The organism is Oceanobacillus aidingensis (genome assembly GCF_042654105.1).
GTDB classification, from domain to species: domain Bacteria; phylum Bacillota; class Bacilli; order Bacillales; family Amphibacillaceae; genus Oceanobacillus; species Oceanobacillus oncorhynchi.
Genome location: NZ_JBHSFT010000010.1, coordinates 93,324 through 115,789, shown reverse-complemented (window position 1 = coordinate 115,789; position 22,466 = coordinate 93,324). Strand labels below are relative to the sequence as shown.

22 protein-coding genes are annotated in these 22,466 nt (G+C 39.1%); 15 read left to right on the top strand and 7 right to left on the bottom strand.

The features are described from left to right. Positions 1-21: 21 nt before the first annotated feature. Complete coding sequence (locus ACFO3P_RS07275) at positions 22-594, bottom strand: TRAP transporter small permease (RefSeq protein WP_042532308.1); 573 nt, start codon at positions 592-594, stop codon at positions 22-24. A 598-nt stretch (positions 595-1,192) separates the two neighbouring features. Between ACFO3P_RS07275 and ACFO3P_RS07270 the strand changes: the two genes are divergently transcribed. Beyond that, positions 1,193-2,368, top strand: coding sequence for a M20 family metallopeptidase (locus ACFO3P_RS07270; protein ID WP_042532310.1), 1,176 nt, complete (start codon positions 1,193-1,195; stop codon positions 2,366-2,368). 27 nt (positions 2,369-2,395) lie between these two features. On the opposite strand, the gene ACFO3P_RS07265 is transcribed toward ACFO3P_RS07270, so the two are convergent. Next, positions 2,396-2,896: a glutathione peroxidase gene (locus ACFO3P_RS07265; protein WP_042532312.1), complete on the bottom strand. Its 501-nt coding sequence runs from the start codon at positions 2,894-2,896 to the stop codon at positions 2,396-2,398. An 85-nt stretch (positions 2,897-2,981) separates the two neighbouring features. Here ACFO3P_RS07265 and ACFO3P_RS07260 point away from each other — a divergent pair, with 85 nt between their 5' ends. Next, positions 2,982-3,671 (top strand): hypothetical protein, encoded by a 690-nt coding sequence (locus ACFO3P_RS07260; protein ID WP_226895019.1) that lies wholly within the window; start codon positions 2,982-2,984, stop codon positions 3,669-3,671. Positions 3,672-3,722: 51 nt separating this feature from the next. Here ACFO3P_RS07260 and trhO read toward each other — a convergent pair whose 3' ends face one another. After that, complete coding sequence (gene trhO, locus ACFO3P_RS07255) at positions 3,723-4,700, bottom strand: oxygen-dependent tRNA uridine(34) hydroxylase TrhO (RefSeq protein ID WP_042532314.1); 978 nt, start codon at positions 4,698-4,700, stop codon at positions 3,723-3,725. Between the two features lie 224 nt (positions 4,701-4,924). Here trhO and ACFO3P_RS07250 point away from each other — a divergent pair, with 224 nt between their 5' ends. From ACFO3P_RS07250 to ACFO3P_RS07235, 4 genes are all read left to right on the top strand, one after another. Further along, positions 4,925-5,134 (top strand): hypothetical protein, encoded by a 210-nt coding sequence (locus ACFO3P_RS07250; RefSeq protein WP_042532316.1) that lies wholly within the window; start codon positions 4,925-4,927, stop codon positions 5,132-5,134. A gap of 199 nt (positions 5,135-5,333) precedes the next feature. Beyond that, positions 5,334-5,867 carry a spore coat protein gene (locus tag ACFO3P_RS07245; protein WP_042532318.1) on the top strand — a complete coding sequence of 178 codons (534 nt, stop codon included), beginning with the start codon at positions 5,334-5,336 and terminating at the stop codon, positions 5,865-5,867. A 34-nt stretch (positions 5,868-5,901) separates the two neighbouring features. Further along, positions 5,902-6,333, top strand: a complete 432-nt coding sequence (locus ACFO3P_RS07240; protein WP_084612924.1) for a spore coat protein — start codon at positions 5,902-5,904, stop codon at positions 6,331-6,333. 407 nt (positions 6,334-6,740) lie between these two features. Next, positions 6,741-6,941: a cold shock domain-containing protein gene (locus ACFO3P_RS07235; RefSeq protein ID WP_198048619.1), complete on the top strand. Its 201-nt coding sequence runs from the start codon at positions 6,741-6,743 to the stop codon at positions 6,939-6,941. Positions 6,942-7,032: 91 nt separating this feature from the next. On the opposite strand, the gene ACFO3P_RS07230 is transcribed toward ACFO3P_RS07235, so the two are convergent. Then, positions 7,033-7,929 (bottom strand): NAD(P)-dependent oxidoreductase, encoded by an 897-nt coding sequence (locus tag ACFO3P_RS07230; protein WP_042532321.1) that lies wholly within the window; start codon positions 7,927-7,929, stop codon positions 7,033-7,035. Positions 7,930-8,143: 214 nt separating this feature from the next. On the opposite strand from ACFO3P_RS07230, the gene ACFO3P_RS07225 reads away from it, so the two are divergent. Further along, positions 8,144-8,764, top strand: a complete 621-nt coding sequence (locus ACFO3P_RS07225) for a TraR/DksA C4-type zinc finger protein (protein WP_042532323.1) — start codon at positions 8,144-8,146, stop codon at positions 8,762-8,764. 86 nt (positions 8,765-8,850) lie between these two features. Here ACFO3P_RS07225 and ACFO3P_RS07220 read toward each other — a convergent pair whose 3' ends face one another. After that, a complete protein-coding gene (locus ACFO3P_RS07220) occupies positions 8,851-9,780 on the bottom strand; it encodes a zinc ribbon domain-containing protein (RefSeq protein WP_042532325.1) in 930 nt (309 codons plus the stop codon). 248 nt (positions 9,781-10,028) lie between these two features. Next, positions 10,029-11,396: a S1C family serine protease gene (locus tag ACFO3P_RS07215; RefSeq protein WP_042532327.1), complete on the bottom strand. Its 1,368-nt coding sequence runs from the start codon at positions 11,394-11,396 to the stop codon at positions 10,029-10,031. Between the two features lie 388 nt (positions 11,397-11,784). Here ACFO3P_RS07215 and ACFO3P_RS07210 point away from each other — a divergent pair, with 388 nt between their 5' ends. The 4 genes from ACFO3P_RS07210 to ACFO3P_RS07195 all read left to right on the top strand — a co-directional run bounded on the left by ACFO3P_RS07210 (position 11,785) and on the right by ACFO3P_RS07195 (position 17,831). Beyond that, positions 11,785-12,474 (top strand): response regulator transcription factor, encoded by a 690-nt coding sequence (locus tag ACFO3P_RS07210; RefSeq protein WP_042532329.1) that lies wholly within the window; start codon positions 11,785-11,787, stop codon positions 12,472-12,474. Positions 12,475-12,476: 2 nt separating this feature from the next. After that, positions 12,477-13,847: a sensor histidine kinase gene (locus ACFO3P_RS07205; protein WP_042532331.1), complete on the top strand. Its 1,371-nt coding sequence runs from the start codon at positions 12,477-12,479 to the stop codon at positions 13,845-13,847. Positions 13,848-14,275: 428 nt separating this feature from the next. Further along, a complete protein-coding gene (typA, locus tag ACFO3P_RS07200; RefSeq protein ID WP_042532333.1) occupies positions 14,276-16,099 on the top strand; it encodes a translational GTPase TypA in 1,824 nt (607 codons plus the stop codon). Positions 16,100-16,535: 436 nt separating this feature from the next. After that, positions 16,536-17,831, top strand: coding sequence for an aminotransferase class V-fold PLP-dependent enzyme (locus tag ACFO3P_RS07195; RefSeq protein WP_042532335.1), 1,296 nt, complete (start codon positions 16,536-16,538; stop codon positions 17,829-17,831). A 186-nt stretch (positions 17,832-18,017) separates the two neighbouring features. Here the strand turns inward: ACFO3P_RS07195 and ACFO3P_RS07190 are convergent, their stop codons facing one another. Then, the gene (locus ACFO3P_RS07190; RefSeq protein ID WP_379542320.1) at positions 18,018-18,974 is read right to left on the bottom strand and encodes a LysR family transcriptional regulator; all 957 of its coding nucleotides are present in this window, start codon (positions 18,972-18,974) and stop codon (positions 18,018-18,020) included. A 161-nt stretch (positions 18,975-19,135) separates the two neighbouring features. Between ACFO3P_RS07190 and ACFO3P_RS07185 the strand changes: the two genes are divergently transcribed. The 4 genes from ACFO3P_RS07185 (at position 19,136) to ACFO3P_RS07170 (ending at position 22,457) form a co-directional block, all read left to right on the top strand. After that, positions 19,136-20,362, top strand: a complete 1,227-nt coding sequence (locus ACFO3P_RS07185; RefSeq protein WP_379542319.1) for a pyridoxal phosphate-dependent aminotransferase — start codon at positions 19,136-19,138, stop codon at positions 20,360-20,362. Continuing rightward, the gene (locus ACFO3P_RS07180; RefSeq protein ID WP_052484987.1) at positions 20,346-20,654 is read left to right on the top strand and encodes a RidA family protein; all 309 of its coding nucleotides are present in this window, start codon (positions 20,346-20,348) and stop codon (positions 20,652-20,654) included. The genes ACFO3P_RS07185 and ACFO3P_RS07180 overlap by 17 nt, the downstream gene beginning before the upstream one ends. A gap of 109 nt (positions 20,655-20,763) precedes the next feature. Then, the gene (locus ACFO3P_RS07175) at positions 20,764-20,937 is read left to right on the top strand and encodes a RidA family protein (RefSeq protein WP_379542318.1); all 174 of its coding nucleotides are present in this window, start codon (positions 20,764-20,766) and stop codon (positions 20,935-20,937) included. A 314-nt stretch (positions 20,938-21,251) separates the two neighbouring features. Further along, positions 21,252-22,457, top strand: a complete 1,206-nt coding sequence (locus ACFO3P_RS07170) for an Nramp family divalent metal transporter (protein WP_289584754.1) — start codon at positions 21,252-21,254, stop codon at positions 22,455-22,457. Positions 22,458-22,466: the final 9 nt, after the last annotated feature.

Below are 22,466 nucleotides of genomic sequence, written 5' to 3'. Positions count from 1 at the left end.
TCCTTTCTGCACGTTTTCAGTTTACAAATTAATATCTTCTAATTTAATATCCTGCTTTTTTTTCTGATCATTGTAATCTGGAGCATCAATCCCTATATACACGGTATCCTTTGCCTTCGCAGTAAAATTGATATACGTGTTTCGTAAATATTGGATACCTGCTGTTAAGAAGCCAATTGGAATGAATACACCCATTAGATATCTCGGAAGCTCCAGAGAGGTAGTAACAGCACCTGTGTTATATTCAAACATTACAAAGCTGTAAGAGAAGTATGCAAGTATAAACATAAAGATACTTGCAACGAAGTTAATGATAATCATCATTACTTTTCGTACTTTAAAAGGGGCGAAATCATAAAACGCTGACATACTGATATGTCTTCCTTTTCTTGCTGCATAAGCAATCCCCATAAATGTAGCGATAACAATTGCAAATTGACTGACTTCATAAGCGAAATAAAATGCACCTGAATTAAAAACTTCTCTGGCAATAACATTGCCGATAATCATAAAAGAAATCAGTATAATAGCGAAGCTCAGAATAAATTCTTCCAGCTTCATAAAGGCTTTATCAACCCATTGCAAAATTTTCAATATGCTTTTCCTCCTATATACATCGTGTTCTAACGGATCATAAAAAACATCTTTTGTATTTAAGAAATCCATTTTGTATGTATCTTTTTAAATTGTCTCTAATAAAGACTTATCAACTTAATAAGTCAATTATTTTTTATCACGAAGAATCTTCTGTAAACCTCCCGCTGAATGAAGTTTTGTTTTATCACGGAGAACCGTCCGTAAAACTCCCGCCTCAAAATAAAGCGTAAAAATAAATTTATTTAGGCGGGAGATAACGGACGCTAACTCCCTGAATCACTCAACTAACATTCAGTGGGAGAAGAACAAAAACTCCCACTGAATGAAGTTTCGTTTTATGTTACAGAAATGTTTCAATATATTCAAATGGGCTATAAGGCGATTATCCTTCGTAAGACGGGATAACGCTGCATCTAGGATATATAGCAGTTATTAACAGCTATATGATACCAAATACTCTCTGATAGTTAAGAATACGCTCTAGCTTCTTCGGAGAGACTGTGCAGGAATAGTGCTCATTTGTTGAATCGTCATGCAATATGTGTTATAAATATACATGTTGATTTATATATATACATTGAGTGAGGGAATAATAATGAAAGCAAATTTAAAAAATGAATTAGATAAAGTGATACATGATTTAACAGATTTAAGCGATACAATTTTTAATCATCCAGAGTTGGGAGATCAAGAATTTGAATCAATGAAGCGGTTAACAGATTATTTAACAGTACATCAATTTGACGTAGAAAAAGGAATTGTTGGCCGTGATACTGCATTTAAAGCGACCTATTCAAGCGGAAAGCCTGGTCCTCAGATTGCATACTTAGCTGAGTATGATGCGCTTCCAGGAATCGGACATGGCTGTGGACATAATTTAATTGGAACCATGAGTGTCGGAGCAGGCGTGGTATTAAGCAAGCTGATCGATGAAATTGGCGGAACCGTTCATGTATTCGGTACGCCTGCTGAAGAGACAAACGGAGCAAAAGTGCCGATGAGTGAGCAGGGTGTATTTGAAGGGGTAGATGCTGCGATGATTTTACATCCCAGTGATGTTTCGCAGGAGAGCGGTGATTCCTTGGCAATGGATGCGATCCAGTTTGAATATCATGGAAAAACAGCACATGCTGCAGCTGCTCCGGAAGAAGGAATTAATGCATTAGATAGCGTACTGCAATTATTTAATGGCATTAACGCATTAAGACAGCATGTGAAATCAGATGTCCGTATTCATGGCGTCATTCCTGAAGGAGGAGAGGCTGCCAATGTGGTGCCTGATAAAGCAGTTGCTCAATTCTATGTCCGCGCAGCGGATCGCTCTTACCTGAATGAGGTTGTGGAAAAGGTGAAAAATATTGCTGAAGGCGCCGCTTCCATGACAGGAGCAACATTAGAGATATCCAATTATGAATTAAGCTACGATGATATGACAACAAATAAAGTGTTATCCGATCTATTTACAGCAAATTTAAAAGAAACAAGCAGACTACCTGTGCACGGTTCAAAGGAAAGCTATGGCTCCATTGATATGGGAAATGTCAGCCAGGTCGTTCCGGCAATCCACCCTTATATCGGCTTAAACAAAGAAGGGTTGATTGGGCATACGAAAGAATTTGCTGACCAGACGATTACAGAAGACGGGCACTTGGCTTTGTACGAAGGAGCGCTCTCTCTAGCAAAAACAGGCTATGATTTATTAACAAATGAAGAAGCTTTGAAAGCAATGAAAGAAGAATTTAATAAAAATAAAGCGCAGGCTTTGGTCTAACTAGTTAGAAAACAGCGGAGAAGGATGTTATCCTTCTCCGCTGTTTTCCGATTTAAGAAGTGCTTCGATATCCTTTTCCATCGTATCCGGATTTTTTTGCGGACCAAATCGTTTTGCAACTTTTCCATCCGTATCAACGAGGAATTTCGTAAAATTCCATTTGATCTGTTCGCCTAATATCCCTTTTTGCTCGGTCGTTAAAAAATCAAAAAGCGGATGCACATTTTTTCCTTTTACGTCGACTTTGGAAAACATTTGAAATGTAACCCCGTAGTTCAACTGGCAAAATTGGTTAATTTCTTCGTCTGCTCCTGGATCTTGATGACCAAATTGATTACAAGGAAAACCGAGTACTTCAAAATTCTGATCTTTATACTTTTCATATAGTCTTTGTAAGCCTTCAAACTGAGGGGTGAAGCCGCATTTGCTTGCAGTGTTTACGATGAGCAGTACTTTCCCTTCATAATCTGACAGCGATTTCTCTTCGCCTTCCATTGTTTTTGCTGAAAAATCATAGATAGTTGTCATATTACTTCACCTCGAAAAAAATGATAAGATGTACATGCATTAAAAATAATTCCAATTGTATTATAGCAAGAAAGGGCGTTTATTTGTGACTAAAATAATAAAAGATATTCCATTAAAGACGGATGAAAAAAATGCTTATTTACGTTATCTCACTACTACGGATTTACCCGATATTTTAGAATTGCAAACGATTGTTTATGAAGCTTTAGAGGATAAAAAAAGGCTGGAGACGCTGGATGAAAGTGAATTTCGGACGATATTAGAGGGAGAGCCGCTGATGGTCGGTATCTTTCATCAAGACAGGCTGATTGCTTTCCGGGCTTTTCTGAATCCAGCTGCTGATGAAGAAGGGCTAGGAAGCGATATCGGCTTGACAGAAGAAGAATTTGCAGAAATCATTTATTCAGAGATTTCCAATGTACATCCAAATTACCGGGGCAACCATTTACAAACCCAAATGGGCCGATTCATTATGAATCAATTAGATACTTCACTTTTCCGTTATGTCTTAGCTACAGTAGCTCCCGGAAATATTCCAAGCATGAAAGATAAATTTGCACTGGGGATGCGCATTTATAAAGTAAAAGAGAAGTATGGCGGAAAGCTGCGCTATGTTTATTGTAATGATTTAAAATTAAAAGAAATCAGGGCGGAAAATCAAACGGAGATAAATATGAACGATATTGACGGGCAAGAGAAGCTGATTGAAGAAGGTTATATTGGTGTAGAGATGAAGAAGTCAGATAGGGAATGGACAATTACTTATCAGAAATAAGAAACAGGCTGGGGAATCTAAATTCTCCAGCCTGTTTTCATATCTATATGATTAAACCGTTGTTGTTTCTGGAAGTGTTTCCCCAATCGCTGCTAAGCGGGCTTTCACTTCTTCTGTGGATAAATCATGTTCTTTCACATAAAGGTTACGTGGTGTCACCCGGCATTCATGCGTGCATCCGCGTAAGTATTTATGTTCATTTTCCTCAGAAGCAAGCATTTGTCGATTACACTCTGGATTTGCACAGTTTACATAACGCTCACAAGGCTCTCCGTCAAAGTAATCCTTGCCAATGATGACATGTTCTTTTTGGTTAACAGGAACGCTGATACGCTCGTCAAATACATACAGCTGTCCATCCCATAACTCGCCTTGAACTTCCGGATCCTTTCCGTAAGTAACAATGCCGCCATGTAATTGACCTACATCATCAAAGCCTTCATCCTTCAGCCAGCCGCTGAATTTCTCACAGCGAATGCCGCCTGTGCAATATGTTACGATTTTTTTATCTTCAAGCATTTCTTTGTTTTCTTGGACCCACTCGGGCAGTTCACGGAATGTCTTGATATCTGGGCGGATTGCGCCGCGGAAATGTCCCAAATCATATTCATAATCATTGCGGGCATCCAATACGATGGTATCTTCGTCCTGTAATGCTTCATAGAATTCTTTCGGTTCCAAATATTTTCCGGTTGTTTCTAACGGGTTAATATCATCTTCTAAACGCAGTGTAACTAATTCGTTTCTGGGACGGACATGCATTTTTTTGAAAGCATGCTTATCATGAGCATCTACTTTGAATGTCATATCTTCAAAGCGAGAATCTGCATGCATATGCTCCATATAGGCATTTGTCTGTTCCACTGTCCCTGAAACAGTTCCGTTAATGCCTTCTTCAGCTACTAAAATACGTCCTTTTAGCCCAAGCTCGTTGCAATATTTAAGATGCTCAGCCGCAAATGCTTCCGGATCCTCAATATGCACATAATTGTAATAAAGTAAAACGCGATATTCTTGATTTGTTTCCATTTGGTTTACCACCTGTTCATTTATATTTGCAAGATACAAATGAGTCTGGTTTCGTTTATTCATTTTTCGTCTTGCAATTCTTTATTTTAGCATGTTTTATTGCTTGATTCCAGTCCATAAGACAAACGCGCCTCTCATTATTTATCTCGCTGTAGACGTGAGCATAGTCAATCTGAACTTTTTCTCCATAAGATGGAGTATCTATGAAGGAAGGAGATGAAATAATGAGCGAATCATCTAAAGACCCAATGATGTCCAATAAAGTGGTTGAGGTAATGGTAGACAGTATTTTCCGTAAGAACGGGATTAAACCAGAAGAAGTGAAAAATAACCTTTCTGAAAAACAGCGTGAAATGTTAAAAGAAATGGTGACGGATTTAAAAGCGCAGGTAGAGGAGTTTCAGGAAAAGAAGAATGAGTCTAAAGCAGAATAATTTCTATCTAAAATGTGAAGGAAATATATGATTTCTTCACATTTTTTGTGCTGCTTTCCCAAAACGGCAGCATTGCATATTCCCTAAAAATTGGACTAGGTGATTTTGTTATTTTCCGTGTTCTTTGTGCTGGTGTACAGGAAGTATAGTTATCAATACCATAAATTAATTTAGAACTTTAAGAAAGGAGTGTTAATCGATGTCTGTCTACAGAAGTAAAACAGAAGGGACCAACCGTTTCCACGATGACTTATATGGAAACGATTATGCATGTCAACCTGAAGAAAATGCCTGTGACACAAAAGATAATCAATACGCACCGGCTTATTATGATAATTCCTTCAGCCCGAATTTTGGCGAGGCGAGTGTTGTTCAAACTGCAGATGAATTTTCGTATATGGAACAAGAATCTGCAGAGGTTATCTGGGTTAAAGAATCCTGTAATATTAATGTGAATTCAACAGATACGCAAATCGGCGCATCCTTACAAGCAGCACTGCAATTAGCTATTTCCATTGTTATCCGTTTATCCATTGCTGATTCTGGAGATGAGGAAGCGGTAGAACAAGAATTAATGCAAACAATCAGTGCCAGCCAGGTAAATAAACAAAAAATATTTATCTATAATACAAAAGATGCAACTGTGACAACAACCGACACAGATATTTCTGTTAATATTCAGCTGCTTTTACAAATCCTCATCGCTTTGGTAATCATGATTGATATTCTGTAATCCAAATTTGGTATAGAAAGGAGTGTAGACGAACATGATGCACAAAAAAGAGTGGAGAGCCCTAGATTATTGTGATGACGAACGAAACAACCAGGCAGAAGTAGAGGAAGCAGCCAAACAAAAGAATATAACGAAGCAATCCTCTGAGGAATGGATTATCATTAAAGACTCTGAGGGAGTTACAGTAACAACGACAGATACGCAAGCAGCAATCAGTTTACAGGTAGGGATTGAAGTAGCTATTGCTGTGGTGCTCAGCATTACATTGGCTGATTCAGACAAGGCAAAGGCTGTTTTCCAGGATTTAGAACAAGTGATGAAAACGAAACAAAGCAACCGTCAAAAAACTATTGTTGAAAAATCGAAAAATGTAAATATCACTACTACCGATATTGATATTGCTATTAATATTCAGTTATTGATTCAGCTGCTGCTGGCAATTGTAGTAAGTCTGGATATTTTATAAGAACATTAATTGCGAAAAATAACGGTACGTTTTTTACCTGAGCTCCCTTTATAAAACTGTTAAAGGGAGCTCTATTCATTTAAGAATAGATATACAGAGCTGCGGTATTTTATACTTTTCATAGGTGAAAACTATGCATAATTCCTGTTTTTAGCAATTTTAAAAATTAATGGATTTTATAGTGTAGAACGCTATCGTCATATGAAAACGCTTCTTCCGTTGAAAAACATCGAATTTTGTCTAATAATCTTCATCGATATTCACTTGCATTTTTTTATGAAAGGGGTTAAAATAATACTTGCAAAAGGTAATTGGAGTTACAAGAATACTTTACGATCTCTTTTTCAAGACGGTGTAAAAGTATTTAAGTTTCAATGACTTTGCATATCTTGTATAAGGAGGTCATGATAATGACTGGTAAAGTAAAATGGTTTAATGCAGAAAAAGGTTTTGGTTTCATCGAGCGTGAAGACGGAGATGACGTATTTGTACACTTCTCTGCAATTCAAGCTGAAGGATTCAAAACTCTTGAAGAAGGTCAAGATGTTGAATTCGAAATCGTAGAAGGCAACCGTGGCCCGCAAGCTGCAAACGTTGTTCGTCTTTAATTCGAATGATATAAAACGCTGGATAAGCCAGCTAAAAAACCTCGAATGTTTTCTAGAAACATTCGAGGTTTTTTCTGAGGAAAAAGTTTTGTTACAGTGTCATTTCCGCTTCATATGCAAGCAATTTAATCAATGCTTGGGTGCCGCTGTCAGCTTCGCCCATGTCAGCTAATTCTTTATAAAGCTTTAATGCCAATTCCAGTCCAGGTGCTGGCATTCCCATATTATGAGCTGATTCTAAAGCTATTTCCATGTCCTTGATAAAATGCTTTACATAGAAACCGGGCTCATAATCCCGTTCAAGCATTCTCTTACCTAAGTTGGATAAGGAGAAGCTGGCCGCAGCTCCGGTAGAAATAGTGGCGAGTACTTCCTCCGCATCTAAACCTGCTTTTTTTGCATAGATAATGGATTCACTGACCCCAATCATATTGGTCGCAATCGCAATTTGATTTGCCATTTTAGTATGCTGCCCAGCTCCTGCAGGTCCAAGTAAGGTAATTCTTTCTCCCAGGACACGAAAGATAGGTGCAATTTCATCATAAGCTTCTTTATCTCCGCCGGTCATAATAGCCAATGTGCCATTTTTTGCGCCGATATCCCCTCCAGAGACAGGAGCATCTAAAGCGGTCAAACCTGCTTTTTTTGCTTCTTCATAAATTTCGATTGCTAAGCTTGGCTTAGATGTCGTCATGTCAATGACATAAGCCCCTTTATTTGCATGGTTTAAAATACCTTCATCTCCAAAATACACTTTTTCCACGTCTTCTGGATAACCAACCATTGTAATAATGACATCACTTGCTTTTGCCAAGCTGGCTTGTGTATCATGCCAGGCAGCTCCAAGCTCCAGTAACTCTTCTGCCTTTGATTTTGTTCTTGTGTAAACATTAAGCTTGTAGCCTGCTTCCATTAGATTTTTTACCATGCTTTTCCCCATTACACCTAAACCAATAAAACCGATAGTAGCCGTTGATGCCGTTATCATTGTCTCTCTCCTTTGTATAAATGTTGTATCTAAATCTTGTCATGAAAATTCAAAAAACGCAAATAATTATTAAGAAAAAACAGCTGAATTTCCAATAAATTCTTTTCACTCGTTAAAATATACTTGGCAACGATTGCCTTGCATCGAATTTTTCCATTTACATATAGTATAAAACGAAACTTCAATCCTAAATAGATAGAAGGGGAGGATAACGATGAGAGTAGATACGGTAAGGCTAAAGCAGCGGCTGCTTGCGAGACAAGAGGAGTTAATTGAACGAATAAATCAAAAAACAGAAATGAAATATGAATTTAGCCAAGAGGTGTTAGGTGAATTATCCAATTATGATAATCATCCTGCTGATACAGGAACGGAGCTTTTTGAAAGAGAAAAAGACAGTGCTCTGCAGCGACATGCGGAATCAGAATTAGAAGAAATAAATAATTCCATTCATGCGATGGAAGAAGGAACCTATGGAATTTGCAAGGTGTGCGGTGAAAATATTGAACCAGAGCGTTTGGAGGCATTACCGACTGCAGATTGCTGCGCCGAACATGAAAAACAGCGGACATTTCATGGAGAGACACCGCCAAAAGAAGTATTTAAAGTAAGAGAAGATGGCGGAGAAAATAGTTGGGAGGATGTCCAGCAATATGGAACATCCAGCTATACTCCGGATTATCATGACGGTGCAGGGGTGCCGGAAGATGGGGAAGAGAGCTCTGATGATATAGAGGTGGAAGACTTTTTGGCTGCTGATATAGAAGGCAAGTATACAGGCGTGATGCCTAATCATGAGGCGTATGAGGATGAATTGGATAGCGAAGAAGAGTAATTCACAAAAAAATCCGGACGTGACCCTGCTTCTGAAAGTCAATTTGTCCGGATTTTTGAGACTGCATGTTTACATCTGGATATTTATTAAAATACACCCATATACTCAATGGATTCCAATATGCTTACTAAGATATCTAAAATAAAAAAGTGCTGCAGTATTGTAATGATAGCGATGGTAATTGCTAATGATATGACGGTGAAATAAAAGCTTTGCTTGTTTTTTTCTTGGATAAGCGCATATAACATATGAATAACTGGATTAATGTAAATTACAAAAGTAAACAGAACAGTAACAATGAACATTCCAAAAGCCAGCCCCCATGGAAAATTCCCGGATGATCCCCCTTCTAGTTGAAGCATCCACAAACCAAGTTCCATAACATTGATTTTAGCGATTCCAAGCAGGGATAATAGAGCTATTACAACAAAAAATCCAGTGAATGGTACAAGTGTTCCAGTAAAACGGGTGAATTGTTTTGTAAAAGACATGGGATGCTTTGCCAATTTAAACGTAATAAAATTTGCAATTAGTCCAGTAAAGAAAAGAATAATAAAAATAAGCATCCCTTTCAAAATAGTAGAAAAAATAGGCAGATAATTACTTAAGGAATCGTCACTAAAAGATGCTGCAGCCATCGCGTCATTAAATAAAGAGTTAATTAATCCATAACAGAATAAAGTGGCAGCCAGCGTAAGGATAATTGCTGTAACAATCGAATTAATCAAGTGCTGTTCATTATCCTTAAAAGCGACATTCGGATTTTTAATCCGGGTAATAAAATAACTCCAATATTGATTTGAACCTGTTTTTACTTTTTCAAGTGTTGCATTGAATTGCTGTGATGTTTCTGCAGTGGATGCATTTTCCTGTTGTGATGTCTCTGTATGTACCTCAGGAGTATTTTCTTTAGATGGATCCTCTGTTGCTGTTTTTTCTTGTGGATGCAGCGGTGAACCACATTTTGTACAAAACTTTCCTTCCTCCGTTTCCTGATTACATGCTGGGCAAATCAAAAAATCACTTCCTTTTCCAATAATTCAGCAAGATAAATCTTGCTTTGAAAGTTAATTATATACGATTTTTCAGGGAATCGGTAGGGGAAAATAGGTTTATTCTCCTAATATTTCCTTCTGTGTATAGAAAAAGCAGGCTGCTGATATTCAACAGTCTGCTTTTTCCGTTGCTATAGATAGCTTAGTAATTCTTATACCCGCATTCAGTGAGATCACTCCTCGTTGAAGAAAGTGTTCCTTTATGCTGTTTATTGATTTGCTTCTGGTTGGTTGGCTTTTAATTCATCCATTTTTAATGTAATGGAATGCAGTTCTCCATCACGTGCAAATTCGATTTCTACATGTTCTCCAGCCTGCCCTTGATCAAAAAGCTCTTTGCGAAGCTCGATAATGGAAGTGACTGGATTCCCATTTATTTTTGTAATGACGTCAAATTGTTGCAGGTTCGCATTGTCTGCTGGTGAACCAGATTGAACATTTGCAATGACCATGCCGCCTTCTACATCTTCAGGAAGCTCGATTTCTTGCTGGTATTGAGGCGGAACCTGGCTTAATGGCGCTGTAGAAATACCGATTAATGGACGGGAAACTTCACCGTCTGTTTCCAGTTTTTCAACAACTGGCAAGGCTTCGTCAATAGGAATGGCAAAACCGATGCCTTCTACTTGGCTTTGAGCAATTTTCATGGAGTTGATGCCAATCACATCACCGTCTGCATTAACTAATGCGCCGCCACTGTTACCAGGGTTGATTGCTGCATCTGTTTGCAGTACTTCTGTTACCCAATCCGGAGCGCCGTCTCCGTTTGTATCTACTTCAACATTACGATTTAAACCGCTGATGATACCTCTTGTTACACTGTTATTAAAGTCCATACCAAGCGGGTTACCGATTGCCATAACCGTTTCTCCTACTTCAATATCTTCACTGGATCCTAAATTTGCAACTGTATCAACATGCTCTCCATCAATTTCAAGCACAGCTAAGTCTGTTAATGCATCTGTTCCAAGTACAGTGGCATCTACCTGATGTTCTTCATTCAAAGCTACTTGAAGCTGTTCTGCGCCTTCTACAACATGGTTATTTGTGATAACATACGCTTTTCCATCTTCTTTTTTATAGATGATTCCTGAACCAGTACCAGCTTCTTGGCTGTCCTCCCATAAATTTTGCTGCTGCATATTAATAACGCCGACAACAGCTTGGGAAACTTCTGAAATATCAGCAGAAACGTCTGCATCATCAGAAGCTATCGTAGGGATAATAGATTCTGAAGAGGCACTGGATGACGCAGTTTCTCCTCCAGAGGAATCCATTATGCCCTCCGAAGCCGGCAGCAATTGATTTCCTAAGAGCAGGACAACAAGTACGGAAGAAATAATTCCTCCAATTGCTCCGCTAAAAAAACCGCGGAACCAGCCTTTCGATTTTTTTTGCTTTGGCGGATTGGTTTCTGATGAAGCGACATATGTTTGCTGCTTTTCATCGGTTGTTCTATTTTGCTCTGATCTATTATTATCAATTGTCGATGCTTCATCAGTCAAAGGCTCATCATTCTTTTCAAGGTCACCCGATACATTTTCATTTCTTTCATTTTCATAATCGTTGTTGCTCATTGTAAAGCACCTCCAAGTTATTTGATTTAATTTTATTATAGTACCGACCATGGGAAATCCTTTGGTATAATTGTGTAAAAACTGTGTAATCTTAAATCCCGTTTGTCAGAAGCAGGGTGTTCATGTAAAAATAAATAGTATAGAATGAAAGATTGTTGAAAATGGGGATATTCTTTCTTCCTATATTAGAATTACCCGATTTGTTTTTTTTAATAAACGTGAAAACGCCTGAAAAAATCAAGTATATTGCTTTATCACGGAGAATCGTCCGTAAAACTCCCTCTGAATAAAGTTTCGTTTTATTGCTGGAGTCTGCCGAAGCGGCATCTTGCCAAATCCGCAGTTGATAAACTACAATTTAGTACAGGATGAAAGAGGTGGGAAATACATGTCATACCATATTGGTTTAGTAGAAGATGATAAAAACATACAAGATATTGTTGTTGCTTATTTAAAAAAAGAAGGGTATCAGATAACTGTTCTGGACAATGCAGAAGACGGCTGGACATTATGGGAAAATAATCCACCGGATATGTGGGTATTAGATATTATGCTCCCGGGGATGGATGGTTATGAATTTTGCAGGAAAATTCGTAATGAAAGCGATGTTCCCATTATTATTATTTCAGCGAAAGATGAGGAAATCGATAAAATTTTAGGTCTGGAGCTGGGCAGTGATGATTATTTAACCAAGCCATTCAGCCCGAGAGAACTGATTGCCCGAATGAAAAGGCTGTTCAAACGGGTGCAGCCAAAGTCTTCGGAATATAAAGAACCGGACGATCGGGTAAAAGTAGATCAGCTCCTTGTGTATAAAAATGAACGGAGAGTATTTTTTGAAGGAATCGAATATGAAACAACTGCAAAAGAATATGATATGCTGCTCCTTTTAGCAGAGAACCCTAATCGTGCTTTTTCTCGTGAAGAATTGCTGGTAAAGGTATGGGGCGATGATTATTTTGGGAGTGACCGTGCGGTAGATGATTTAATGAAACGGATTCGGAAAAAGATGGAGCATATTCCCCTTGAGACAGTATGGGGATTCGGCTATCGTTTGAGAAAAGATGAGGAAGCATAATAATGAAATTACAATCGCAACTAAATGCTGCTTTTACAGCGCTGCTGCTTGTTATTATGACCACTGCGGGCCTGGTTATTTACTCGCTGGTATTAGATGTGCTCATCCAGGATGAACAGCGTCAGCTTGCAGAAACAGGAGAATTACTTATCAGTTTTCTATCGGAACAGTATGATGATGCAAGTGAATATCGAAATATTGATGACTTCTTGAAGGATCAAGAATTGCAGCTTTTCTTATATGACCGGAACTTAGATACAGTTTTATTTTCGACCATGTCTATTTCGGTTGTGAATGAGTTTTTTCAGGAAAATAATTTTGAGGACAACGAAGAAACACTGTGGCAGCATGGAAATGACCGTTTCGTAACGCAACGAATTATATTTTCTCCGGAGCAGTCCGGGATGGAATTGATTTTATTAACACCCATCAACGATTTACGAGCCGTGCAGCAAAACTTTTTCTTCCGATTAGCGTGGGTATTTTTAATTGGAGCTCTGGCGGCAGTCATTTTAAGCTATTATATGACGAATAAATTGGTAACACCATTATCCTTGCTGAAGAAAGAATTGAAGAAGGTGGAAAACCGCCAATTTGACCAGATGAAGCGGATCCGAGCCAGCGGAGAAATAAAAGAAGTGGAACAGAGTGTCTACGAGATGTCACAGACATTAGAGCAATATATGAAATCGCAGCAGACCTTTTTTCAAAATGCGAGCCATGAGCTGAAAACACCATTGATGACAATCCAAGGCTACGCAGAAGGAATCCGTGATGGTATTTTTGATGAAAAAGATACCGAGAAAGGGCTGGATGTCATGGTCACAGAGGTAAACAGGCTTAAGAAAATCATCAATGAAATGATTTTACTTGCCAAATTGGACTCTCAGCCGGATGTGTACGAGGAGACAGAAATCGATGTGCAGGCTTTTGTGGACGGGATTGTGAGCAAAGCATTGCCAATCGTCAATGAAAATAAATTGGACCTTCATCAGAAGGTGGACGGCTCCATAACGATACATGCAGATGAAGAAAAGCTCCTGCGAGCTGTTTCCAATGTGGTATTTAATGCAATCAGGTATGCCAATAAAGAGATTTCTATCCATGTATATAAGAAAAAAAATATGATTTTCTTTGATATAGAGGATGACGGAAAAGGGATTACCGAAGAAGATTTGGATAAAATATTCCACCGGTTTATCAAAGGAAAAGGCGGAGAAACGGGACTGGGACTGGCGATTGCACGTGCAATTATTGAACAGTCAAACGGGAAGATATATGCCGGGCAGTCGAAAAAATTAGGTGGAGCGAAGTTTACCATGTGCCTGCCTGTTTCTAGTAAGCCGAAAGGAAATAAAAAAATAAAATCTTAATGAATGATAAAAAGACTTCTTTCTTTGCCTGATTGGGCGTGGAAGAGGTCTTTTTTATCGCAGCCCCAGTGTAAATCTCCGCAGAAAAAGCGATTTTCTTTTTCCGCCGCAGGCATAAATATGACTATACTTTGGTCTGCGCCTGTGGTCCCGCAATTAGCAAGGCTTCTTTAAAGGGAGCTAAAGACAAGTCTCTGGAAACCCAGTATATTTCTATAGCGGCTGCTTACGTTAAAATTATATCTGCTAAGTCATCCAGCCATTTTGGTGAAAATCCTTCATGAAATGATAATATAAAATACATTGTTATAATAATACATGAGCAATCAACACATCCTAAAGAAAAGAAAAACAATTTTACAAATTTCCTCATTATATGATATAATAAATTGGTTTTACATTCGATATGTTAGAGGAGCGTACTATTTATGCAATTAAGAAATGATATTCGTAATATCGCAATTATTGCACACGTTGACCACGGGAAAACAACGTTAGTGGATCAGCTATTAAGATATTCTGGGACTTTTCGGGAAAACGAGCACGTAGACGAACGTGCGATGGACTCTGGAGATATAGAACGTGAACGCGGGATTACAATCTTAGCGAAAAATACAGCTGTAAAATATAAAGATTCAACAATTAATATCCTTGATACACCAGGTCACGCCGACTTTGGCGGTGAAGTGGAACGTATTATGAAAATGGTTGATGGTGTTGCCTTAGTCGTGGACGCCTACGAAGGAACCATGCCGCAAACACGTTTCGTATTAAAAAAAGCTTTAGAACAAAAACTGACACCAATTGTGGTATTAAATAAAGTTGACCGTCCAAATGCCAGACCGGCAGAGGTCGTTGACGAAGTATTAGATTTATTTATTGAATTAGGAGCGGACGATAACCAATTAGAATTCCCTGTTGTTTATGCATCTGCGTTAAATGGAACCTCCGGATTAGAGCCGGAAGATCAGCAGGAAACAATGGATCCAGTCTTTAATACCATTATGGAGCATATTCCGGCTCCAGTTGATACAAGAGAAGAGCCGTTACAGTTTCAAGTAACTTTACTGGATTATAATGACTATGTCGGCCGAATCGGAGTTGGACGTGTGGTCCGCGGTTCTATCAAGGTAGGACAGCAGGTTGTTGTATTAAAAGAAGATGGATCACAAAAATCCTTCCGTGTTTCCAAATTATTTGGTTTCATTGGTTTAAAACGGGTTGAAATCCAAGAAGCTGTTTCTGGTGACATCGTAGCTCTGGCTGGAATGGAAGACTTAAATGTCGGTGAAACGGTATGTCCGGCTGAGCATCCTGATCCGCTTCCATGGCTGCGTATTGATGAGCCGACCCTGCAGATGACCTTTGTTGTAAACAACAGTCCATTTGCCGGAAAAGAAGGGAAGTATATTACGTCCCGCCGTATTGAAGAGCGTTTATTAAAAGAATTAGAAACCGATGTAAGCTTACGTGTGGAACCGACCAGTTCACCAGACGCCTGGACTGTTTCCGGACGCGGAGAGCTGCATTTGTCTATTCTTATTGAGAACATGCGCCGTGAAGGCTATGAGCTTCAATTGTCTAAGCCGGAAGTAATCATCAAAGATATTGACGGTGTAAAATGTGAACCGATGGAGCGGGTCCAAGTAGATGTTCCGGAAGAACACACAGGAGCAATTATGGAATCCTTAGGAGAACGTAAAGGCGAAATGCTTGATATGGCTAATCAAGGAAACGGACAAGTTCGTATTGAGTTTAAAGTGCCATCCCGCGGTCTTTTAGGATATACTACAGAATTTATGTCGCAGACACGCGGTTATGGTATTATTAACCATACCTTTGAGGCATACGAGCCTGTTATTAAAGGACAGGTCGGCGGCCGCCGTGAAGGTGTGCTAGTTGCATTGGAAAAAGGGAAAGCATCTACCTATGGAATCATGAACTTGGAGGATCGCGGAGTTATCTTTATTACTCCCGGAACGGAAGTTTATGAAGGGATGATTGTCGGAGAGCATAATCGTGAGAATGACTTAACGGTTAATATCACAAAAGAAAAGCACTTAACTAACGTGCGTTCAGCTACAAAAGACCAGACATCCACTATCCGTAAGACAAGAGATATGTCTCTGGAGGAAGCCCTGCAATATTTAAGTGAGGATGAGTATTGTGAAGTAACACCAGAAACAATCCGTCTTCGTAAGAAAATCTTAAATAAAAACGAACGTGAAAAAGCAGCGAAAAAAAGTAAGTAATGAAGTGGAAGTACAAGCTGACAGAAAAGCCGGTTCGATTTTTACTAGAAATAGTAAGAATTGAACCGGCTTTTTTATATTAGAGAAGTATATAATTTTTAACGCAGAAGAATTCCGAAGCTAACACCAAATTGAATGTAGTTTATCCCCATGGATTTTGATGAAGAACCGTCCATATAAACTCCCAAGGAGTGAAGTTTCGTTTTATGCCATCTAAATAGTCAGTCAGCATAGAAGAAAATATATATGATTATAATTTATTTTGTATTGGAGTAAACGTATAAGAAGTACTACTATTATAATTATAGAAAAAATATGTAAATTAAAGAGAAACAGCTGATAGCATATTATATAAGTTAAAGTCTTCCTGATTTGTATCGAAAAATTTCATTTGAAGCAGGCTTGTATCACCACTAAAAATTATTGGAGGGATAAAATGGCGGGATTAACGAAGGGCAGATTATTTAGCAATGAATTATTAGAAGAAATTAGAGACAGGTTCGCCTATATTGATATGGATCCGTTGACACAGAAAAAGCGGGTGTTTTTAGACAATGCCGGCGGTTCTTTTCGGTTAAAAACTGCCAATCAGAAATTTGCTCAGTACGACTTGATGCCTGACCACCCTTTGCGCAATCATGACACAGCGAAATTTTTATTCGAAGTGGAGCAAAGAGGCATAGAAGATGCAAGAACGATATTTAATGCAAAGCAGGGGAGTATTGCCACTTACTTTACTGCGTCTCAAGCAATGTTTGCAGCAACCGGTGTCATTGCGGAAAATATAGAGGGAAGCAATATTGTGACAACGGAATTAGAGCATCCGTCCGCTTATGATGCTGCCAAGTTTTATGCAAATAAGCTGGGAAAAGAATTTCGTGTAGCTAAAACAAACCGGGTAACTGGAGGTGTGGATGTTGCGGAAATCACCAGACTGATTGATGAGAATACAAGCTTTTTAAGTGTGATTTATGCATCTAATATTTCAGGTACGATTTTAGATATTGAAATGATTGTAAAGGAAGCCAGGAAAATCAAGCCGGATTTATACATTATCGTCGACGCTGTGCAGCATGCTCCGCACGGTATCATTGATATCGAAAAAACCCCTGTAGATGCGATTAACTTTGCACCATATAAATTTTTCGGGGTAAGAGGAAGCGGTTTTGCATATATTTCCCAAAGGGCAGCAGCGCTTCCGCATCAACGTTTAGCTGGAAAGGATGACAGTGATCTGCAGCTGGGAAGCTCCACACCGGGTCATTTTGCTTCTCTTAGCGAAATTGTCGATTATGTCTGCTGGATAGGGAGTAAATTTTCGGAGAAACAGGATAGAAGAAGGCTGTATGAGGAAGGAATGACACGGATCGCTTTACATGAAAGAGCATTGCTGGAAGCGATACTTCATGGCACAGATAAAGTAAAAGGATTAAGAAATATCCCTGGCGTTACCGTCCATTTAGATGATGAAGATTTATCTAAGAGGGATCTGATTATCGGAATAACAATTGATCACTTAGATTATCAAGAGGCTGTTCGACAATATGAAGCGGAGCATATTGTGGTTTATGAGCGTGCTGCTTCCAGTATTTATTCTAAAAGAATGTTAGAGTCTTTTGATCTCGACGGTGTTGTAAGGGTATCTCCCCTACACTGCAATAGTGTGGAGGAAATAGAAGCATTTCTGCGTGTTACACAAAAAATAGCGGAAAGAGTTAAAACAGTAAGTTAACAATTAAATTTTTGCTTGGTGCTCCTCATTCAAGTAAGTGATTCTTTATTTATGGCAGTATGAGTGTCCGCCAATTCCCCTGCTGAGCAGAAGGGAAAAACGGTCACTCCTTTTCCTGCTTCATGTAAATCTGAAATACTTGCTTCTCAGCGCTCTGCAAAATCATTTTTTACAGCGTATTAAAACTCACAGATGATCGATTTTTTTCTCCTTGATAAATGAAATAAAATCTGTGCCGACTTTCGGAAGCGGCTGTGTTTTTTTATAATACAGCATAATATTTTGACGGGCGTTGTCATCATCAATTTTGTAAAAGCATAATTTATTGGTTGCTTCTAAGTAATGCGTGACGCTGGCCCGAACGAAAGCGATTCCCTTTTCATTACTGGCAATGTAATAGGAAGTCAGCATCTGGTCAAGGTACATGGATATGGTTGGTGTGAAACCGGCATTTCTACACATTTTTAAACTTCGCTGGTTTAGGTCATTCCCTTTTTTTAATAGCAGGAAATCTTCCTTCTGAAATTCTTTCAGGTTTATCTTAGGATATCGTTCACTTAAATAGTTTCCATTAGCTATATTTTGAAAGGTGATTTGATAGTTACGAAGCTTATTATTTATTTCATAGCTTGAAGGCACTGCCAGTAAAATATGTTCTTCCGCCCAGACAAAGGAATCAAACATTTTAGAAATGTCCTTTTTCTCGACATCGATTATCATATCAACAATCCCTGTGCGCAGACATTTTATCAGATCATCCGCATTGGCTTCCAGAAGATTTACCTTATAATCGGGATATTCTTCCTTAAACTCTTGAGCGATTTTCGGCAGGATATGTGTGCAAAAGAAGGATGCGCCTCCAACACTGATGGTACCTTGATTATCCTCTGCTAAGTGATTAAAATAACTCCTCATTTCTTTTTCAATGTTCATAATAGTCTCGATGGATTCAATATAATATTCTCCAGCCTTTGTTAATTGGATGGGATTGCTGCTTCTATCGAAAATAGGAAGACCTATCTCTTCTTCCACTTTTTTAATCGTTGCACTGAGTGCCGGCTGAGAAATATATAATTCGCCGGCAGCTTTCGAAAAGCTCTTATTTAAATATACTGCATATACATATTCCAAATTTTTCAGCATTTCATTCCTCCTCAAATTATGTATAGAGAAATACCTATAGTGTTATAAATTATTTCGTATTGGAGTTCGTATTTAAGATGGGATACTATTATAACTATAATGAATTTGCAGATATTTTGTAAAGGTATACTATTTTTCAATTATAGAAAAGAGGGTTAATCATGGATTTGATAGAAGAAAAGTTTTTAAAGCTTGGTGCGGAATATGCTCCTGGTCAAGAAGGACGCCAGAAAACGAATGAAATCGATGTTCCTTTTGAGAAAATTCCCGGTAGGCCGGTGGACTTTTCACATGGGGATGTGGATGCTTTTCAACCAATTCCGGGCTCTTTAGATGCCTTTGTGGAAGGAGTTCATCTTGGAGGGAAGCAGGCCTACACAGAATATCGCGGGGGGATGGATATCCGGGAGAAGCTAGCTGAAAAGCTTGCTGATTTTACGAACACAAGCATTGACCCGGATCAACATGTTATCCTAACATCTGGAACCCAAGGAGCATTATTTCTAGCAATGGGATCAACGGTGGCCAGAGGAGATAAGGTTGCTATTGTAGAACCGGACTATTTTGCCAATCGGAAGCTTGTTGAATTTTTTGATGGGGAAGTCGTTCCTGTCCAGCTGGATTATTACAAAACAGACACATCAGCCGGTTTAGAGCTAACGCAGCTGGAGGATGCTTTTCAATCAGGAGTAAAACTCTTTTTGTTCTCTAATCCAAATAATCCGACGGGTGTTATTTATTCCCGGGATGAAATTCAGGAGATTGCCGGTTTAGCAGAGCAATACGGGGCAACCGTGATTGTTGATCAACTCTACTCGCGGCAAATTTTTGAAGGAAGGACGTATACTCATTTATGTGCGGAGAACCGGATTGATCGAGAAAATGTCATTACGATTATGGGACCTTCTAAAACAGAATCACTTAGCGGATACAGGTTAGGGGTCGCTTTTGGATCGGAAAAAATGATTAACCGAATGGAAAAACTGCAGGCTATTGTATCATTGCGCGCTGGCGGATATAATCAAGCCGTCTTGAAAACATGGTTTTCTGAACCGGCAGGCTGGATGGAGGAGCGAATTAAAGCGCATCAGGCAATCCGTGATGACCTGGTCGCCAAAATACGTGCAGCTGAGGGGTTTCAGGTAAGAGCGACAGAAGCGGGCAGTTATTTATTCCCGAGAATTCCGGAACTGGGTATTTCAATCAATGAGTTTGTGAAAGCACTTCGTCTTCAGGCTGGTGTGACCGTAACACCAGGAAAGGAATTCGGTCCACAATTCGGTGACAGCTTTCGGATAAATTTTTCACAGGATCATCAAGCGGCGGTAGAAGCAATGGAACGTGTTATCCAAGTAGTGGAGGCGTATCGAAATGCATCCATCAAATGAAGGGAATAATCTGATTCCACAGGGGAAATACCTTCCTGCATCCCGGTTTGGAAATATTATTTATACAGCCGGGATGACACCAAGAAAGAATGGTGTGCTGCTTCAGAGCGGAAAAGTTATTGCAGCAGAGCCTGTATCAACCTATTATCCAGCAGTCAGACAAGCAGCTGCAAATGCCTTAACTGCTGCTGTAAACACACTTATGGAGGGAGAACAACTCATGCAGATATTATCACTCACCGTTTATCACGGAGAACCGTCCGTAAAACTCCCGCCTCAAAATAAAGCGTAAAAATAAATTTATTTAGGCGGGAGATAACGGACGCTAGCTCCCTGAATCACTCAACTAACATTCAGTGGGAGAAGAACAAAAACTCCCACTGAATGAAGTTTCGTTTTATGTGAATGCAGAGGAAACATTTCAATCCCATTCAAGTCTGGCAAATGCTGCTTCCGAATATTTATCTGAACAATTGGAGGAGGCGGGGATAGGCAGCAGGGCAGCAATTGGTGTATCCTCGTTACCGGGAAATGCACCTGTTGAAATTCAATTGGTTGCTGGAGTGAGCTTATAAAGAATATACTGGAATTGTTAATTAGAGCAAGCTAAAAAATGAATGTAACTTGATGAAATCTCCTTTATCGAGTTACATTTAAAGCCAAAAATGAAAACGCTTTAATTAACGAGGTTAAATGAAATGATGACGGGTGGATGACATCGAAGCAGAAAAGGTTGAAAAACAAAACTAGACTTGCTTACACTTATTTCAGTCATCCATCCTACGCTTCTTCGGATTGTAAGCAAAGCTAATGATGAAATACTGCCAAAATCAGCCTTTTTTAAAATCTGAAAGTTTGTTTAAACATCATAAACAATGGGGGAGTTACCATGAAAAAGATTTTATTAAGGTTAAAGAATGTCGGTCCAGGCGCTATTGTAGCAGCTGCTATTATCGGGCCGGGAACGATAACAACAGCCAGTCAGGTTGGTGCCCAATTCGGTTTTATCTTGATTTGGTCCTTGCTGTTCTCCGTTATTGCTACCATGGTCTTGCAGGAAATGACCACCCGCTTAGGAATTGTTACAAGAAAAGATTTGGGCACAGCTTTTAGAGAACAGTTTGAAAATCCTTTATTAAGGGTGTTGACAATCATATTAGTTGTCGCTGCTATTGGAGTCGGCAACGCAGCTTATGAGACAGGCAATATCGTCGGCGGTGCTATCGGTCTGACCACCTTAACAGGTTTCCCTATCCAGACATGGGGCGTAATTATCGGTATTTCAGCCGGGTTGCTGCTCTGGTTTGGCACATACAAAATACTTGAAAAAGTTTTCGTTGTATTAATTGGTTTAATGGTACTCAGTTTTTTAATTACGGCAATTGTAGTTAAACCTGATTTATCGGCTATTTTCGAAGGCGCATTTATACCGACAATTCCGGATGGTTCTGTTATCCTTGTGATTTCCTTAATCGGTACAACGATTGTTCCGTATACGCTTTTTTTGCAGTCAGCAACGGTTCAGGAGCGGTGGAAGGATAAAAGCGGGATAGGGGAAAGCCGGTTCGACATTGTTACATCGCTGATTGTGGTCGGTATTGTTACGGCCTCGATTGTAATCACTGCCGCAATGGCTTTTCCTCTTGGCACAACAATTGATAATCCAGCTGAAATGGCTATTCAATTAGAGCCGCTGCTTGGTTCTTGGGCAAAATATGTATTCTCGATTGGTATTTTTGCTGCAGGTGTTACATCAACGATGACGGCGCCACTAGGAGCAGCCTATGCTATTTCAGGAGTTTTTGGCTGGGACAGGAATTTAAAATCCATGAAATTCAGAGCCATTTGGATGGTTATTATTTTAATTGGAATCATTTTTTCAGGTTTGGGATACAGTCCGATTGAAATTATTGTGTTTTCTCAATATGCAAATGGCTTAATTTTGCCTGTTATCGTTCTATTTTTGTTGTTTGTCATGAACAACCGCCGAATGCTGGCCGAGAACGTCAACAAGCTATGGATAAATATTGCAGGCTGGGTTGTATTTGCCATTACGGTACTTTTGGCTTTATTATCATTTAATATAATAGGTTAGCTGGAGGAA

Bases quoted from the DNA above. Each gene is read 5' to 3' on its own strand.
- ACFO3P_RS07270 (WP_042532310.1), top strand. From the start codon at position 1,193: ATGAAAGCAAATTTAAAAAATGAATTAGATAAAGTGATACATGATTTA.
- ACFO3P_RS07265 (WP_042532312.1), bottom strand. From the start codon at position 2,896: ATGACAACTATCTATGATTTTTCAGCAAAAACAATGGAAGGCGAAGAG.
- trhO (WP_042532314.1), bottom strand. From the start codon at position 4,700: ATGGAAACAAATCAAGAATATCGCGTTTTACTTTATTACAATTATGTG.
- ACFO3P_RS07250 (WP_042532316.1), top strand. From the start codon at position 4,925: ATGAGCGAATCATCTAAAGACCCAATGATGTCCAATAAAGTGGTTGAG.
- ACFO3P_RS07245 (WP_042532318.1), top strand. From the start codon at position 5,334: ATGTCTGTCTACAGAAGTAAAACAGAAGGGACCAACCGTTTCCACGAT.
- ACFO3P_RS07240 (WP_084612924.1), top strand. From the start codon at position 5,902: ATGATGCACAAAAAAGAGTGGAGAGCCCTAGATTATTGTGATGACGAA.
- ACFO3P_RS07230 (WP_042532321.1), bottom strand. From the start codon at position 7,929: ATGATAACGGCATCAACGGCTACTATCGGTTTTATTGGTTTAGGTGTA.
- ACFO3P_RS07225 (WP_042532323.1), top strand. From the start codon at position 8,144: ATGAGAGTAGATACGGTAAGGCTAAAGCAGCGGCTGCTTGCGAGACAA.
- ACFO3P_RS07215 (WP_042532327.1), bottom strand. From the start codon at position 11,396: ATGAGCAACAACGATTATGAAAATGAAAGAAATGAAAATGTATCGGGT.
- ACFO3P_RS07210 (WP_042532329.1), top strand. From the start codon at position 11,785: ATGTCATACCATATTGGTTTAGTAGAAGATGATAAAAACATACAAGAT.
- ACFO3P_RS07205 (WP_042532331.1), top strand. From the start codon at position 12,477: ATGAAATTACAATCGCAACTAAATGCTGCTTTTACAGCGCTGCTGCTT.
- typA (WP_042532333.1), top strand. From the start codon at position 14,276: ATGCAATTAAGAAATGATATTCGTAATATCGCAATTATTGCACACGTT.
- ACFO3P_RS07195 (WP_042532335.1), top strand. From the start codon at position 16,536: ATGGCGGGATTAACGAAGGGCAGATTATTTAGCAATGAATTATTAGAA.
- ACFO3P_RS07190 (WP_379542320.1), bottom strand. From the start codon at position 18,974: ATGCTGAAAAATTTGGAATATGTATATGCAGTATATTTAAATAAGAGC.
- ACFO3P_RS07185 (WP_379542319.1), top strand. From the start codon at position 19,136: ATGGATTTGATAGAAGAAAAGTTTTTAAAGCTTGGTGCGGAATATGCT.
- ACFO3P_RS07180 (WP_052484987.1), top strand. From the start codon at position 20,346: ATGCATCCATCAAATGAAGGGAATAATCTGATTCCACAGGGGAAATAC.
- ACFO3P_RS07170 (WP_289584754.1), top strand. From the start codon at position 21,252: ATGAAAAAGATTTTATTAAGGTTAAAGAATGTCGGTCCAGGCGCTATT.